The organism is Arthrobacter sp. CMU6 (assembly GCF_059090205.1).
Map to the genome: position 1 here is coordinate 119023 of NZ_JBNHFL010000006.1, position 13685 is coordinate 132707.

Below are 13685 nucleotides of genomic sequence, written 5' to 3' on the forward strand. Positions count from 1 at the left end.
CACATACCGTCGGTGGGTGCTTGCTCTGGAATGAACCCCCGCGACCATGCTCGCGGCATGTCCCATGTATACATGCTTCGGTGCTCGGACGGCTCCTACTACGTCGGCAGCACTGTGAATCTCGAAGTTCGGATCTGCCAGCACCAAGCTGGAGACGGCGCAGCGTACACACGCCGACGACGACCAATAGAGCTGGTCTGGGCGGAGGAATATGACCGTGTCGACGAAGCCTATGCCCGCGAAAAACAAGTTCAAGGATGGAGCCGAGCCAAGCGAGAGGCGTTGATCCAGGGGAACTACCAAGCGTTGCCGCGTCTCTCGGCCAGCAGGCCGAGCCCCGCCGATCGACCGTCCGCTGGTTGAGCTTGTCGAACCTTCGCTGGTTGAGCTTGTCGAAACCTTGATCTCGACAGGCTCGATCAGCGGTGGATGGCTCGATCGGCGGTGCCTGGATCTCGACGGGCTCGATCAGCGGATCAGCGGCCGGCGGTGGCGGCGCTGGTCAGCTGTTTTGCTCGAGCGCCGTCTCCAGGAAGTCCAGGAATTCCTGGTCCACCTGGTCCTCCGAGGTGAGCCGGACCTTGCGATCGAAGAAATCGCCCTCGCGGACCTTGACCGCCTTGAGGCGCTCCCCAATCGGCGCCTCAAGGCGGAGCGTCACATCCACTGCTGTGTTGTTTGCCCGGGTCACCTGTGCGAACTTCCGGCGGCTGCTGTGCAGCGATACGTAGCCTTTGCGCATCTGGATTGCCACGCCCGGATGGGCTGCGGCCCATGCCAGGAGGGTGTTGGCGATGGGCCGCAGGTTCGGGTGGTCCATGTACTGGCCATCAAGGAGTTCATCGGCGTCCTGCAGCATGAACCCGGGATAGCCGAACATTTCCCAGGACACGGCGTATTGGGCGTAGCCCGTGATTCCGTGCTCGGCACGCATCCATTCGCGCAGCTCCGCGTCGCTCTTCACTCCGGCGGAGCGTCCCTGCTCCGCCCACCAATGAACGTCATGTCCTGACTTCCGCAGCAGCAGTGCCTGGTTGCTGTCCACCATGGACTGCCAGGTTCCGGCCGCTGCTTTCAGATCGTGTGGATTCGCCATGCTCCGATGGTAGTGCCGGCGCCCCCGACGAGGCGCCGGCCCATCCGTGCAGGCTTTACTTGATCATGGTCCCGTCGGGTGCCACGAGGTACCAGACGTTGCCGACACCCTGGCCGGTGATGTCCCCGGGGGCCTTGTCCTTCTCCCACAGGTAGACGGGCATGCCGTTGACCGTCACCTGCTTCTTGCCGTCGGGCGTATCAATGGTGCCGACCGTCCCCGTTACGCCCTCGACCTTGGGGGTGTCCGTGGCAGCAATCACCGGAGGCCACTTCACGAGGCAGTCGCCAGTGCAGTTGCTCTTGCCTGAATCCTTGACATCCTTCGTGAAGTAGTAGACGCTCATGCCTTTGCCGTCCACCACGATGTCACCCTTGCTGGACGACGCCGTCTTGAGGTCCACCGTGGCGCTGTCGCTGGCGGACGCGGTGGCGGACGCGCTGGCGGTGGTGGCCGGTGACTCGGTGGCCGGGGCCGGCGCCGTAGTGGTGGTGGTTGTGCCGGATCCGCCGCCGCAGGCGGTCAGCGAGGCGGCAAGGGCCATAACTGCGAGGCCAACGCTCAGTTGCTTCTTCATGTGCTGCTCCTTGGCTCGGGCCGGCAGACTGAGGGACCGGCGCTATCTGGAATGACGCACAAAGGTGAAGAATGGTTCAAAGAATCTGACGCTGACCGGAAGTGAACTTATCGCCGGCCGCCGACGTCGTATTTGCCAGGAAGGCCGGCCCTCGGATCCGGCTTCATAGGTCATTGCAGGGAGGCCGAAGGTGCCGCTGGATGAGGACTTGGTTGCAGCGATCTACCGCGAGCACGGAACTGCACTCCGCCGGTTTGTGCTCAGTGCTTCCCGCGACCCGCACCTTGCCGACGACATCGTGCAGGAAACAGTGCTCCGCGTCTGGCAGCAGGCGCCCAAGATCACGGGCAGCATGCGCAGCTACCTGTTCCGGACTGCCCGGAACATAATGATCGACAACTACCGGAAAGCCCAGCGCCGGCCGCTGGAAGCCGAGGACCGTGACATCGCGGACCCGGAGGAGGCCACCGGACGGGTTGACGATCTCCTGAACAAGGTACTGATGGAGGAAGCGCTGCTGCGACTGAGTTCGGAACACCGTGATGTGCTGGTGGCACTGCACTACCGGCGGTTCACGGTGGGTGAGGCGGCGGTACAGCTGAACATTCCGAGCGGAACGGTGAAATCCAGGGCGTTCTACGCGGTGAAGGCCCTGCGGACAATACTCGACGAAATGGGTGTGGAACGGTGAACGGCAAGGAAGTCCATGAGCTGCTGGGGGCGTACCTGCTGGGAGGGCTCGACGACGCGGACAGGCTGCGCTTCAAGGACCACCTCAAGCATTGTGGCACATGCCGCGATGAACTGTCGGACCTGGAATCCCTGCCGGGACTGCTGGATGCCGTGCCTGTCCCGGACGCCGTGGCGCTCGCCGTCCCGGCGGCCCGCAGGCCCGGATCGGACGCCGCGTCACCCGAACCTGCCCCCGTTCCCCGGCCGGTTCTGGACGAACTGGCTGCCCGCCGTCGTAATTCCCGACAGCGGCTCACGGCCCTTGTGGGGGTGGTGGCGGCGGCCTGCCTGGCTCTGGGATTTGCGGCGGCGCCGCTCTTTGATCCCGCCGACAAGCCCGACGCCAGCTACTCGGTCAAGGCCGATACCGGCATGCAGGTCACGGTGGGAATGGTCAAGAAAACCTGGGGTACCGAACTGGCGGTCGACGGCCGGAGCCTGCCCCAGAACGGACGGCTTTCACTGTGGGTGAAGGACCGTGCCGGGGTTGAGGACCGGGCCTGTGCGTGGATGGCGACGCCGAGCGGAAGGGTCCGGGTCACCAGCGCTACCCCGCTGCAGTACACGAGCATCGCCAGCGTCGAGGTGCGCAACGACCGGCAGCAGACCATTGCCGTCATTTCCGTGCCGGGCACGTGAACTGTCCCGGCGCCTGAACCGCTGCGGCAGATTTGCATCCTGGCGGAGTCACATCCTGGCGAGGCGCGCCCGCACCACCGTGAAGGCCCCGTAGCAGATGAGCCCGGCGCCCACCGCGGCAAGCACGTACACCCCGTAGGGCTGTTCCCGCAGTGCGTGGAGCCCGCCGTCGAGGCCTGTGGACTGCTCGGGATGGGCGGTCACTGCCGCGATAACCACCAGCAGGCCTGTCACGAACAGCGCAACGCCTTTGGCGACATACCCCGCTATGCCCAGGGTGGTGACGGCTTTGCGCCCGCCCGGGGTCGACGGGGGATTGATGTGCTTTTCAAAAGACTTTTTGAACCCGCGGACAACATAGACGATCCCGACGACGGCCACGGCGGCCCCGATCAGCACCAGGAGCAGCACGCCGCCCGGTGCCTTCATCAGGTTGACCGTGAAGTCGCTGGTTGATTCCCGGGTGTCCTTGCCGGCGCCCCGCGCGAAGGCGGCCAGCGTGATGGCCAGGCCGGCATAAACGGCCGCCTGCGCCCCGGCCTTCAGCTTCTTGCCGGCCTTGTCCTTGGCGGGTAGGTGTTCGAAATCGAAAATTGCGTCACTGGCCTGCCACAGGGCCAGGGCCACACATCCGGCGAAGCTGAACCACAGGAGCAGGGGGCCGGCGGGCTGGGTGGCAAGTTCGGCGACAGCGCCGCTGACGTCCGCTTGCCCGCCTCCGCCTCTGGCGAGCCCGAAGGCAATGAGACCGACCAGGATGTGGAGCACACCGCTGGCGGCAAAGCCGCCGCGCGCCAGCATTTCGAGGGGCTTCGAGTTCGTGGCTTCCTCGGCCTTGCCGGCTGCGCTTCTCAATTCTCGTTTGATGACCGTTCCTTCGCGCCGGCAGCTGCTGTGGCACTCCGCCACACGACTTATCGTGCCACGGCGGGCCGCCGGGGAACAGAGGCCCCGGATAGGCATCGATCGGGCGTCGCTGCGGCGCCGAATGCCGGGGACGGAGTTGCCGGATTCGCGGGCTGGCGCGGCCCGATCCGGCCATCCGGCGCTGCTAAATCCGGCGGTAGCAGAGGTCGAAAATCATGCGGCCGGCTTCGTGGGCCTTGTTCTCGAAGCTGGTGCGGATCCGTCCCTCGAAACGCGGGGCCCAGCCGCCTCGTTCGTCGATGCCCTCGTTGGGTCCCGTGTGTTCCGTGCTCACGGGTGCCCGCCCCTCTTTCACCGGCGCGCCGCCCACCAGCGACTCGACGCCGGTCTGCCACACGTGGGTAAGGGGACTCTCGGGGCCGCTGCGCTCGCCGTCGTGAAGGTTTTCGAATGCCTCGGATCCGGCGAGGACGTCGCGGACGTGCACGGCGTAGTTGGACCAGTCGGTGGCGATGCGCCAGAGGCCGCCCGGCTTCAGCGCCTTCGCGGCGAGCTCGGCGAATTCGGGCTGGATCAGGCGGCGCTTGTGGTGCCGGGACTTGTGCCAGGGGTCCGGGAAGAAGACCCAGAGTTCGCTGACCGAGCCGGCCGGCAGCATGGTGGCGAGGACCTCGGGGGCGTTCGCCTCCACCACGCGCACGTTGGTCAGGCCACGGCTGTTGATCTTGATCATGGTGTTGGCCAGGCCGGGAGTGTAGACCTCCACGGCGAGGAAGTCCTTGTCCGGGTTTTCCTCTGCGGCGTGGCAGACGGCCTCACCCAGGCCCGAGCCGATCTCGACGATCAGCGGCGCCCGGCGTCCGAACTCGGCTTCGGCGTCGAACGAGTAGTCGGGGTGGACCGACGTGTTGGCCACGTGGCGGGGCACGTCGATGGCCCAGCGGCCGGAGTGTTCCTCCCAGGCCGCCTGGCGTCGCCCTTGCAGCCGGGTTCCGCGGCGAACGAAGCTGACCGGCCGTCCGCCGTAGGTTCCGTAGGAGGCCTGGCTTCCCGGCGTGACCGGCCGGGGCTGGTTCGGATTTGCCGGCGGCTGCGGGGTTTCGGGAGTTTCGCTCATCCCATCCAGAATACCGGCGGTCCGCAGGGCCAACTGCCCGTTTCCGCCCGGTGCCGGCGGGCGTACAGTATTGCTATTCCACCGGCCGCCCAAGCGAAACGCTGATGAGCTGCCCGTGTCCCTCGGGACGTTTTCCCGCCGCGACGGCGGATGAATGCATGACAACGCAGCTTCAGGAAACGCTATGGAACCATTTGCCTTCCCCTCCGAACCCGTGAAGTCCTTCGGCACCATAGCCATTCTTGGGGCCGGACCGGCGGGGCTGCTACTCGCCATCGCCCTTGCCCGGCGGGGCCTTTTCGCCACAGTCATCGAGCGCGACGTCGCTCCGGACATTGCACCCCGGTTCAACCCGGACCGTTCCTACACCATCGACATTTCGGGACATGGGCTCAAGGCGCTCCGCCACATCGACGCCGTGGCCGAGTTCGACCGACGGATGTACCGGTTTAAGGGGCTCAAGATCCCCGGGCGCGGAACGGAGGAGTGGACGCTGCCCGGGTGGACCGGCTCGCGGGGCGACATCCTCCGGGCACTTATGTCGGTACTGGGCGGGTACGGGGACAGGGTGGCTATGGAGTTCGAAACCAACGTGGAAGCCGTCGACCCCGTCACAGGGTCACTGACATCCCGGCAGCGATCCGGGGAAGCGATTGTCAGGAGCTTCGACCTGCTCGTAGGCGCGGACGGAGCCGGGTCCACTGTCCGTTCGTCACTGCAATCCCACGTGCCCGGGTTCACGGTCACCTCCAAGTCCTTTCCCAATTACTGCACAATGATTGAGCTCGACAATGTGGGTGATCGGCTGGACAAGCACTATCTCCACGGCCTCTCCACCCGGCCGTTCTGCGTGGCCGGTGCGATCCGGGGGGACGATGACGGCCAGGACTCGGCCAGGTGGTTCTGCGCCATCGGAACCAAAGACCGGATCGGCTTTGCCGGGGCTGGGGAAGCCCGGAAGTTCCTGCAGCACCGGTGCCCCCGCGTTCTGGAATTCGCCGGCGACGAACAGGTCCGGGCCTTTGCGGGCCGGACGTGCTACCACATTGGACGCAGCCTGACCTGTTCCCAGTTCCATGGCGGGAAGGCCGTGTTGATCGGGGACGCCGCCGCGCCCTACCCGCCGATCGGGCAGGGAGTGAACGGCGCCATGGAGTCAGCAATGGTCCTTGACGAGTGCATTGGGGATGCCGGCAGTTCACCTGGCTCCTTGCCCCGGGCGGCCGCCCAATACACGGAGCGGTGGAAGCCGGAAGCTGATGCAGTGTCCTGGATCAGCGAACGAAGCCTCTTCGAAAACCGGTTCCACACGGTCCGCGCGCTGGCCACATCAATGTTGGGCGTGAGCATCTTCGAGCAGGCAAAAAGCGCGGAAGTGCCGTACTCCCAGGTGCGCCGCCGGGCCGAGCGGCTCTGGCCGCTGTGGGCCCGCTGATCCTGCGCCGGCAGGCTGGCGGGTCACGAGAAGGCATCAAATTCGCCTATGAACAAGGGGAGGACAATTAGGGCGGTTGCCGCGGCTGCCACGATCAGGCCGGCGACACCTGTGCGCCGTACACTGGCGCCTTGGGTTGACCGTCTGACGGCAAGGATCCCGAAGGTCAGGGACAGTATTGCAAGCAGCGCAGGCAGGCTGTAGAAGACGACGTTCGCCACCCACTCCATCCCATTGCTGCCTGTGTCAGGCCGGGTGAACAGCATGGCCAGAATAGCGAAATACGCGGTGACGAAGGCGCTGGGCAGGATCAGCACGCCACACACCAGGCTGGCCACCGCAAGGCCGTACCCGGAAGGGCTCTGGTAGCCACGGCCCGGCGTGCCCGGACCAGACCCCAAAGGACCCTGTGCCCAAGGACCCGGACCCGCTCGTTGCCCTCCCACCTCGGGGCCTGCGGGGCCGTGCGGTGGTGGCGGATCGCTGGACTCCGGGGCCTGCGGAAAGCTCATGGTTCTCCTCATGGATTCGGCCGGCCGGCTCCCTGGCCGGCTACGTGCCAGCCAGACTATTGGCCCGCGTGCGGCGGGGGATACCGTACTGCGCCTGTATGTGGATAAGTCCAGTAGGCAACGTGCCGCCGGTGGCCTAGGCCCCGGCACGCACTGTGGTCCTGCAACAATGGGCGGGTGATCGACGCCCAGAACTCACGCCAACACGACGGCACTCCGCCGCAACGCAAGGCCGCCGGCACCGCGGACACGCTCATCGACGCAGAGGCGGACGACGTTCCCGCCGCTGAACCCACCCGGGTGATCGGACGCCGGGCCCTGGCCTACCTGGGACTGTGCCTGGTGCTGATCGGGCTGAACCTGCGGACGGTGTTCTCGAGTTTTTCCGCGGTACTCCCCGAGGTGGCGTCCGACGCCGGCCTGCCCGGCTGGGCGGTGGTGGTGCTGACCACGGTGCCGGTGACCCTGCTCGGCGTGTTTGCGCCGCTGGCACCGGTGCTGGCCCGCAGGTTCGGTACGGAACGGGTCCTGCTCGGGGCGATGGCGGTGCTGACAGCCGGCCTGCTCCTGCGGCCCGCCGAGGTCCCGGGCGCCGGGCATCTTCCGGCGCTGTTCGCCGGAACGGCAGCCTGCGGGGCCGCCATTGCGCTGTGCAACGTGCTGTTGCCCGGGCTGGTGAAGCGGGACTTCCCGCACCGACTCGGCCTGATGGGCGGCCTGTACACCACCGCCATCTGCGCCTCGGCCGCCCTGGGTGCCGGATTCACCTACCCCGTTTTCAGCGCTACCGGACAGTGGACTTCGGCGCTGTGGTTCTGGGCGGCACCGGCCGCCGTCGTGCTTTTGCTCTTCCTGCCGGTGGCGGTACGGCAGCGGCACGGGCAGCACTCAGCCGTGCGGGAGGGCGTGAATGTGTGGCGCTCGGCGGTGGCCTGGCAGGTCACGATCTTCATGGTGCTGCAGGCGATGATGTCCTTCAGCGTCTTCGCCTGGCTCGCGCCGATCCTGCGCGAACGCGGCGTGGATGGCGGAACGGCCGGGCTGATCGTGTCGGCGTCCATTGTGCTGCAGATGCTCGGCTCGCTGTTCGCGCCAGCACTTGCCGCCCGGTTCCGCGACCAGAGGGCGATCAACACCGTGGTGGCCCTCATGACCGGCGGCGGCTTTGCCCTGAGCATCTTCGGCCCGCTCGAGCTGGTCTGGGTCTGGACGGGCCTGCTGGGGCTGGGCCAGGGAAGCCTCACCGCCGTCGCCCTGACAATGATCATGCTCCGCACCCGCGACGGGCACACCGCAGCCCACCTCTCCGGCATGATGCAGGGGGTGGGCTACGGGCTCGGCTCCACCGGCACGCTGCTGGTGGGTCAGCTGCACCAGGGCACCGGATCGTTTGCTGCGGCGGGGGTCCTGTTCCTGGTGGTGGGAACGCTGGCGGCGGTGTTCGGCTACCGGGCGGGACGCGACAGGTTTATCGGGGGCTAGTGCGCCAGGTCCTTGCCCTTGGTCTCGGGGATGGTGAAGATGAACGCCACGCTGACGGCCAGCAGCACCACCGCGTAGACGTTGAACAGATCCGGCATGTGGACGGTGGTGCCCAGCCACTGCTGCAGGTACGGGGCCGTCCCGCCGAACACTGCCACGCAGATGGAGTACGGCACGCCCACGCCCACGGTGCGGATGCTTGTGGGGAACAACTCGGCGTAGACGGCCGGAACGATGGCGGCGCTCGCGGCGATGAAGATGAGCATCACGGACATGCCCACGGCCAGCTGCCAGGCGGAATCCTTCAGCAGCCACGTCATCGGGAAGTGCATCACGGCGGAGCCGATCGCACCGGCCCACAGCACCTTCTTGCGTCCGATCCGGTCGGACAGCTTGCCCCAGACCGGAAGCGCGGCAATGAAGACGATGTTCCCGATGACGCCGGCCCAGAGGGCCTCACCGCGGTCGATCTTCAGGGCGGTGGTCGCGTAGCTGGGAGCGACGACGCCCCAGATGTAGTAGATGACGGTCAGGCCCACGGTCAGGCCGATCACCTGCAGGGCCTGCTTCCGGTACCGGACGATCTGCGGCCAGAGCGGGGCGCGTTTCTCCGTTGCGGTCTCGCCCTCGAAGACGTCCGTTTCGTGCAGCCGGGACCGCATGATCAGCGCGTACAGGCCCATCGCGGCTCCGATGAGGAACGGGATGCGCCAGCCCCAGGCGTTCATGACCTCGGTGGTGAGCGCCATGTTGAGCACCGCGCCCAGCAGGGTTCCAAACAGGATCCCGACCGTCCCGGAGGTGTAGATCAGCGTGGCCCAGAAGCCGCGGTGTTCCCGGGGCGCCATTTCAGAGAGATAAGTCTGCGACGACGGCAGTTCGCCGCCGTGTGCCAGGCCCTGGACCAGCCGGGCCACCAGCAGCATCAGGGAAGCGAAGGCTCCGACGCTGGCGAACGTGGGGGCGATGCCGATCATGAGGCTGCCCAGGGACGCCAGGCCGACGGCGAGCGTCATGGACGCCTTGCGGCCCACCCGGTCACCGATCCAGCCAAACAGGAAACCGCCGAAAGGACGGGCCACGAAGCCGACGGCGAAGATCGCCAGCGTGGACAGCACGGCTGAGGCGGGGTCGGACTTGCTGAACAGCTGGCTGGCGATGAACGGGGTGAAGGTGGCGTAGATGGCCCAGTCGTACCATTCAACGGCGTTTCCGATACCGGTGCCTACGATGGTTTTGCGGGTCGAGGTGCTGTTCTGGTGCTGGGCGTTGATGATGGCGGTCATGGTTGTCTCCCTGGAGTGGGCGGGCTAGAGAGCCGGGACGGAAGCGGGGACCCGGGTGCCGGCGGCGGCCAGGGCATCCAGGCGGCTGATGGCGAGTTCCGCGTAGAGCGCGGCACCGTCCGCCAGCACGCCGTCGTCGAACGTTGCGTACGGCGAGTGGTTGAACGGGGAGGTGGCGTGGTCCGCGTCCTGGGGGACGGCGCTCAGCCCGACAAAGGTGCCGGGCACCTCGGCCAGGACCCGGGAGAAGTCCTCGGAGCCGCTGAGCGGCGTGGCCCACCGGGAGAGCCGCGAGTCGCCGAACAGTTCGGTGATGACCTTTTCCGCTGTGTGCGTCTCGTCCTGGTCGGTGATGGTGAGCGGGTATTCCTGCTGGTAGTCCACATCGACGTCGAGGCCGTGCGCCGCTGCGATGCCCTTGAGCAGCCGCGGCACGGCATCCATCATCCGCTGCCGGTTCTGCTCGGAGAACGTGCGGATGGTGGCTTCGATGCGGGCCGTTTCCGGGATGACGTTGCGCTTGGTGCCTGCGTGGAGCACCCCGACGGAGAGGACCACGGGATCGAACATGTTGAACTGGCGGGTGACCATCACCTGCAGGGCCGTGACCATCTCGGCTGCAGCCGTCACGGGATCCTTGGCCGAATGCGGGGCGGAGCCGTGGCCGCCGGCGCCGAGCACGGTGACAACCAGGCCGTCGGAGGCGCTGAGCATCACGCCGGGCTTGGTGCAGAACGTTCCGTGCGGCTCGAGGGAGGAGAACACGTGCATGCCGTAGGCCGCGTCCACGCGCCTGCCGGGCGCGTCCAGGACGCCTTCGCGGATCATGTAGCTGGCGCCGTCGCAACCTTCCTCGCCGGGCTGGAACATCAGGACGACGTCGCCCGCCAGCCGGTGCCGGCGCTCGGCGAGGAGGGTGGCCGCGCCCGTGAGCATGGAGGTGTGGAGGTCATGGCCGCACGCGTGCATCGCGCCGTCGATGGTGGAGGTGTAGTCGACGCCGGTCTTCTCCTGGACGGGAAGCCCGTCCATGTCCGCCCGGAGCAGGACGGCGGGTGCGGTGCCTGCAGCGACGCCGGAACCGCCGCCCCGCAGGACCGCGGTGACCGACGTCGTCTCCTTGCCCAGGGTGATTTCGTACGGGAGGCCCTCCAGCGCCGTAAGTACCTTTTCCTGGGTCCGCGGCAGCTGCAGTCCGATTTCAGGTTCCCGGTGCAGGTCGTGGCGGAACCGGGCAAGGTCTTCCTGCATCTGGCGGGCGTCTGCGGCAATCGGCACGTGTTCTCCTCGTTGGTGGTCCGGTGCTGTGGGTCTATTCTGGAGTGGCCTGCTTCACATCTGGCTGAAGTGCTGGAAAAATGCAAAACCAAGCGCCACTATGCAGGATTCATGCAGGACCGCTGGGAAAGGAAAGTCGCTGGACGTCACGGAGGAGGATCTCGCGCTGATCAACGCCCTGCAGATCGCGCCGCGGCTGAGCTGGGCCGACGCCGCAGAGGTCCTGGGCGTGCACGCCACCACACTGGCAGCGCGGTGGGAGCGCCTCACCGCCGCCGGCGCCGCATGGGTCACCGCGCACCCGATGGGGGATCCGCAGAAGATGTGCCTGGCGTTCGTCGACGTCGAATGCGAGCTGCACCGGCGGGCGGAGGTCACCCAGGCACTCGCTGCTGTGCCCGAGATCGTCACCGTGGAGGAGGCGGCGAGCAACCGGGACCTGATGCTGACGGTCATCACCGGTTCGCTGCAGCACTTCACCGCTGTGGCGTCGAAGCTGCACGCCATTGAAGGGCTGGTCAAGTACCAGACCTCCCTTGCCACGCGGCTGCACACCGGCGCCTACGCCTGGCGCATCAACGTCCTCAACCGCAGCCAGCTCCAGGCGCTCCGGGCCCTCGCCGGACCCGAGGCTGCGGGGTCGGCGCCCTCCGCGGCGGTGGGGGAGCCGCTGCCCGCCAGCCACCTCGCGATCCTGCCGTTCCTGTCGAAGGACGGCCGGGCCACCGCGGCGGAAATCGCCAGGGCGCTGGACCGGCATCCGGCCACCGTGCAGCGCCAGCTGAACCGGGTGCTCGCCAGCGGCGTCCTCTCCTTCCGCTGCGAGATTGCGCAGAGGTATTCGGGCTTCCCGGTGACCTGCCACTGGTTCGCCAACGTCCCGCCCGGCCAGCATGAAGCGGCGGCCGAGGAGCTCCGCGGCTTCCGGAATGTGCGGTTGAGCGCCTCCACCACCGGGCGCACCAACTTCGTCATCATCATGTGGCTGCAGTCGCTCGCCGACGTCATGACCGCCGAGCTGGCCCTTCAGCAGCGCATCCCGGGCATCGAGCTGGTGGAGAGCGTCGTCATGCTGCGGACCGTCAAGCGCGTGGGCTGGATGCTCAACCCCGATTCGACGGCCAGCGGTGACGTTGTGGCCGTGACCACCGGCGCCCCTGAGCTGGTGGGCTGACCGTGCGCGAATCAGCCGTGTCCGCTCCGCCCGGCGCCGGGATCCTCCAGCGGCCCTACCTGCTGGTGACGGTGGGCGCCTGCGCCCTGGTGTTCCTGGCCGCGTTCGAGTCCCTCGCGGTCACCACCGTCATGCCCGTGGTGAGCCGGGAACTCGGCGGGGCCGGCCTGTACGCGCTCGCCTTCGCGGGGCCGCTGGCCACCGGCGTGATCGGCATGGTGGGCGCCGGAAACTGGTCCGACAGGCGCGGGCCCGTCGGCCCGCTGCTCGCCTCGGTGGCGGTCTTCGCACTGGGCCTGCTGGTGGCGGGCACGGCCGGCACCATGTGGGCGGTGGTGGCCGGCCGGCTGGTGCAGGGGCTGGGCGGCGGGGCCATGACGGTGGCCCTGTACGTGGTGGTGGCGCGGGTCTATCCGGCCGTCCTGCACCCCAAGATCTTCGCCGCCTTCTCCGCCGCGTGGGTGATCCCGTCGCTCGTGGGGCCGTTCGCCGCCGGCCTCGTGGCCCAGTTGGCGAGCTGGCACTGGGTGTTCCTCGGCGTCGTCGTGCTGGTGCTGCCGGCCCTGGCGATGCTGTTGCCTGCCCTGCGCGGCGTCAGGTCCGGCAACGCCAACGGCAACACCAACGGGAACGGTTCAGGCGGCAACGGTTCCGGCGGCGGAAGCGCGTCAGAGCCGGCGGCTGCCCCGGTGCCCTGGGCGCCGGGACGGCTGGCCTGGGCGGCCCTGGCCGCGCTGGCGGTACTGGGCCTGAACCTGTCCGCCGGGATTCCGGTGGCCGGGCCGCTCCTGGCGGGGGCCGCCGTCGTAATTGCGCTGCTGGCCGTCAGGCCGCTGGTGCCGCGCGGAACCCTCACGGCCCGGCGGGGCCTGCCCAGCGTGATCCTCATCCGCGGACTGGTTGCGGCCGGTTTCTTCGGTGCAGAGGTCTACCTCCCGTACTTGCTCGTGGAGCGCTACGCCTTCTCGCCCACCTTCGCCGGCCTCACGCTGACCGGCGGAGCCCTTGCCTGGGCGGCGGCGTCGGGCGTCCAGAGCCGTCTGGGCGGGAGGCTGGGCAGCCCGGTCGCCGTGCGGATCGGCTCGGTGATGGTGCTGCTGGCGATCGCCCTGGCCCTGATGACCACCGCGCTTGGCTGGCCGGCCGCCGTCGCAATTGCCGGCTGGGTCCTTGCCGGCGGCGGCATGGGACTCATGTATCCGCGGCTGAGCGTGATGACGCTGGCACTTTCCACGCCGGACACGGAGGGTTTCAACAGCTCGGCGATGTCCATTTCCGACTCGCTCGGGGGTGCCCTCTCGCTCGCCGCCACGGGGATCGTGTTCACGGCGTTTACGACGACGGCGGCCTCCTTCGCCGGCGTCTTCGTGCTGACCGCGGTGATCGCCGCAGCCGCGGTCGCCATAGCGCCCCGCGTCGCCCGCTAGTGGAGTTTTTGTCCACGTATCGCGACTTAGCCCGCCTCGAAGTCGCGATACGTGGACAAAACT

General features: G+C 67.6%; 14 protein-coding genes. 7 read left to right on the forward strand and 7 right to left on the reverse strand.

Annotated features, from left to right (window positions below):
- Positions 1-72: 72 nt before the first annotated feature.
- Entirely contained in the window at positions 73-363 is a 291-nt protein-coding gene (locus tag AC5RWD_RS06135) for a GIY-YIG nuclease family protein (RefSeq protein ID WP_494019212.1), read from the forward strand.
- A 139-nt stretch (positions 364-502) separates the two neighbouring features.
- On the opposite strand, the gene AC5RWD_RS06140 is transcribed toward AC5RWD_RS06135, so the two are convergent.
- Both AC5RWD_RS06140 and AC5RWD_RS06145 read right to left on the reverse strand, forming a co-directional pair.
- A complete protein-coding gene (locus AC5RWD_RS06140; protein WP_494019158.1) occupies positions 503-1096 on the reverse strand; it encodes a DUF5655 domain-containing protein in 594 nt (197 codons plus the stop codon).
- Between the two features lie 55 nt (positions 1097-1151).
- The gene (locus AC5RWD_RS06145; protein WP_494019159.1) at positions 1152-1673 is read right to left on the reverse strand and encodes a COG4315 family predicted lipoprotein; all 522 of its coding nucleotides are present in this window, start codon (positions 1671-1673) and stop codon (positions 1152-1154) included.
- Positions 1674-1863: 190 nt separating this feature from the next.
- Here AC5RWD_RS06145 and AC5RWD_RS06150 point away from each other — a divergent pair, with 190 nt between their 5' ends.
- Both AC5RWD_RS06150 and AC5RWD_RS06155 read left to right on the forward strand, forming a co-directional pair.
- Positions 1864-2364, forward strand: coding sequence for a sigma-70 family RNA polymerase sigma factor (locus tag AC5RWD_RS06150; RefSeq protein ID WP_494019160.1), 501 nt, complete (start codon positions 1864-1866; stop codon positions 2362-2364).
- A complete protein-coding gene (locus AC5RWD_RS06155; RefSeq protein ID WP_494019161.1) occupies positions 2361-3044 on the forward strand; it encodes a zf-HC2 domain-containing protein in 684 nt (227 codons plus the stop codon). The genes AC5RWD_RS06150 and AC5RWD_RS06155 overlap by 4 nt, the downstream gene beginning before the upstream one ends.
- A 48-nt stretch (positions 3045-3092) precedes the next feature.
- Here AC5RWD_RS06155 and AC5RWD_RS06160 read toward each other — a convergent pair whose 3' ends face one another.
- Complete coding sequence (locus AC5RWD_RS06160; protein ID WP_494019162.1) at positions 3093-3899, reverse strand: DUF1206 domain-containing protein; 807 nt, start codon at positions 3897-3899, stop codon at positions 3093-3095.
- A 196-nt stretch (positions 3900-4095) separates the two neighbouring features.
- Positions 4096-5028, reverse strand: coding sequence for a tRNA (guanosine(46)-N7)-methyltransferase TrmB (trmB, locus tag AC5RWD_RS06165; protein ID WP_494019163.1), 933 nt, complete (start codon positions 5026-5028; stop codon positions 4096-4098).
- A 184-nt stretch (positions 5029-5212) separates the two neighbouring features.
- Between trmB and AC5RWD_RS06170 the strand changes: the two genes are divergently transcribed.
- Positions 5213-6463 (forward strand): FAD-dependent oxidoreductase, encoded by a 1251-nt coding sequence (locus AC5RWD_RS06170; protein WP_494019164.1) that lies wholly within the window; start codon positions 5213-5215, stop codon positions 6461-6463.
- Positions 6464-6486: 23 nt separating this feature from the next.
- Here the strand turns inward: AC5RWD_RS06170 and AC5RWD_RS06175 are convergent, their stop codons facing one another.
- A complete protein-coding gene (locus AC5RWD_RS06175; protein WP_494019165.1) occupies positions 6487-6801 on the reverse strand; it encodes a hypothetical protein in 315 nt (104 codons plus the stop codon).
- Between the two features lie 429 nt (positions 6802-7230).
- Between AC5RWD_RS06175 and AC5RWD_RS06180 the strand changes: the two genes are divergently transcribed.
- Positions 7231-8457: an MFS transporter gene (locus tag AC5RWD_RS06180; protein WP_494019213.1), complete on the forward strand. Its 1227-nt coding sequence runs from the start codon at positions 7231-7233 to the stop codon at positions 8455-8457.
- On the opposite strand, the gene AC5RWD_RS06185 is transcribed toward AC5RWD_RS06180, so the two are convergent.
- Positions 8454-9743, reverse strand: coding sequence for an MFS transporter (locus tag AC5RWD_RS06185; RefSeq protein WP_494019166.1), 1290 nt, complete (start codon positions 9741-9743; stop codon positions 8454-8456). The two genes, AC5RWD_RS06180 and AC5RWD_RS06185, sit on opposite strands and share 4 nt — an antisense overlap.
- 24 nt (positions 9744-9767) lie before the next feature.
- A complete protein-coding gene (locus AC5RWD_RS06190) occupies positions 9768-11021 on the reverse strand; it encodes a M20 metallopeptidase family protein (protein ID WP_494019167.1) in 1254 nt (417 codons plus the stop codon).
- A gap of 100 nt (positions 11022-11121) precedes the next feature.
- Between AC5RWD_RS06190 and AC5RWD_RS06195 the strand changes: the two genes are divergently transcribed.
- Together AC5RWD_RS06195 and AC5RWD_RS06200 are read left to right on the forward strand one after the other, a co-directional pair.
- Positions 11122-12195, forward strand: coding sequence for an Lrp/AsnC family transcriptional regulator (locus AC5RWD_RS06195; protein WP_494019168.1), 1074 nt, complete (start codon positions 11122-11124; stop codon positions 12193-12195).
- A gap of 2 nt (positions 12196-12197) precedes the next feature.
- The gene (locus AC5RWD_RS06200) at positions 12198-13622 is read left to right on the forward strand and encodes an MFS transporter (RefSeq protein WP_494019169.1); all 1425 of its coding nucleotides are present in this window, start codon (positions 12198-12200) and stop codon (positions 13620-13622) included.
- Positions 13623-13685 lie beyond the last annotated feature (63 nt).

What these genes read in the sequence shown, in the direction of transcription:
- AC5RWD_RS06135 (WP_494019212.1), top strand. Translation starts at nt 73, where the DNA reads ATGCTTCGGTGCTCGGACGGCTCCTACTACGTCGGCAGCACTGTGAAT.
- AC5RWD_RS06140 (WP_494019158.1), bottom strand. Translation starts at nt 1,096, where the DNA reads ATGGCGAATCCACACGATCTGAAAGCAGCGGCCGGAACCTGGCAGTCC.
- AC5RWD_RS06145 (WP_494019159.1), bottom strand. Translation starts at nt 1,673, where the DNA reads ATGAAGAAGCAACTGAGCGTTGGCCTCGCAGTTATGGCCCTTGCCGCC.
- trmB (WP_494019163.1), bottom strand. Translation starts at nt 5,028, where the DNA reads ATGAGCGAAACTCCCGAAACCCCGCAGCCGCCGGCAAATCCGAACCAG.
- AC5RWD_RS06170 (WP_494019164.1), top strand. Translation starts at nt 5,213, where the DNA reads ATGGAACCATTTGCCTTCCCCTCCGAACCCGTGAAGTCCTTCGGCACC.
- AC5RWD_RS06185 (WP_494019166.1), bottom strand. Translation starts at nt 9,743, where the DNA reads ATGACCGCCATCATCAACGCCCAGCACCAGAACAGCACCTCGACCCGC.
- AC5RWD_RS06195 (WP_494019168.1), top strand. Translation starts at nt 11,122, where the DNA reads ATGCAGGATTCATGCAGGACCGCTGGGAAAGGAAAGTCGCTGGACGTC.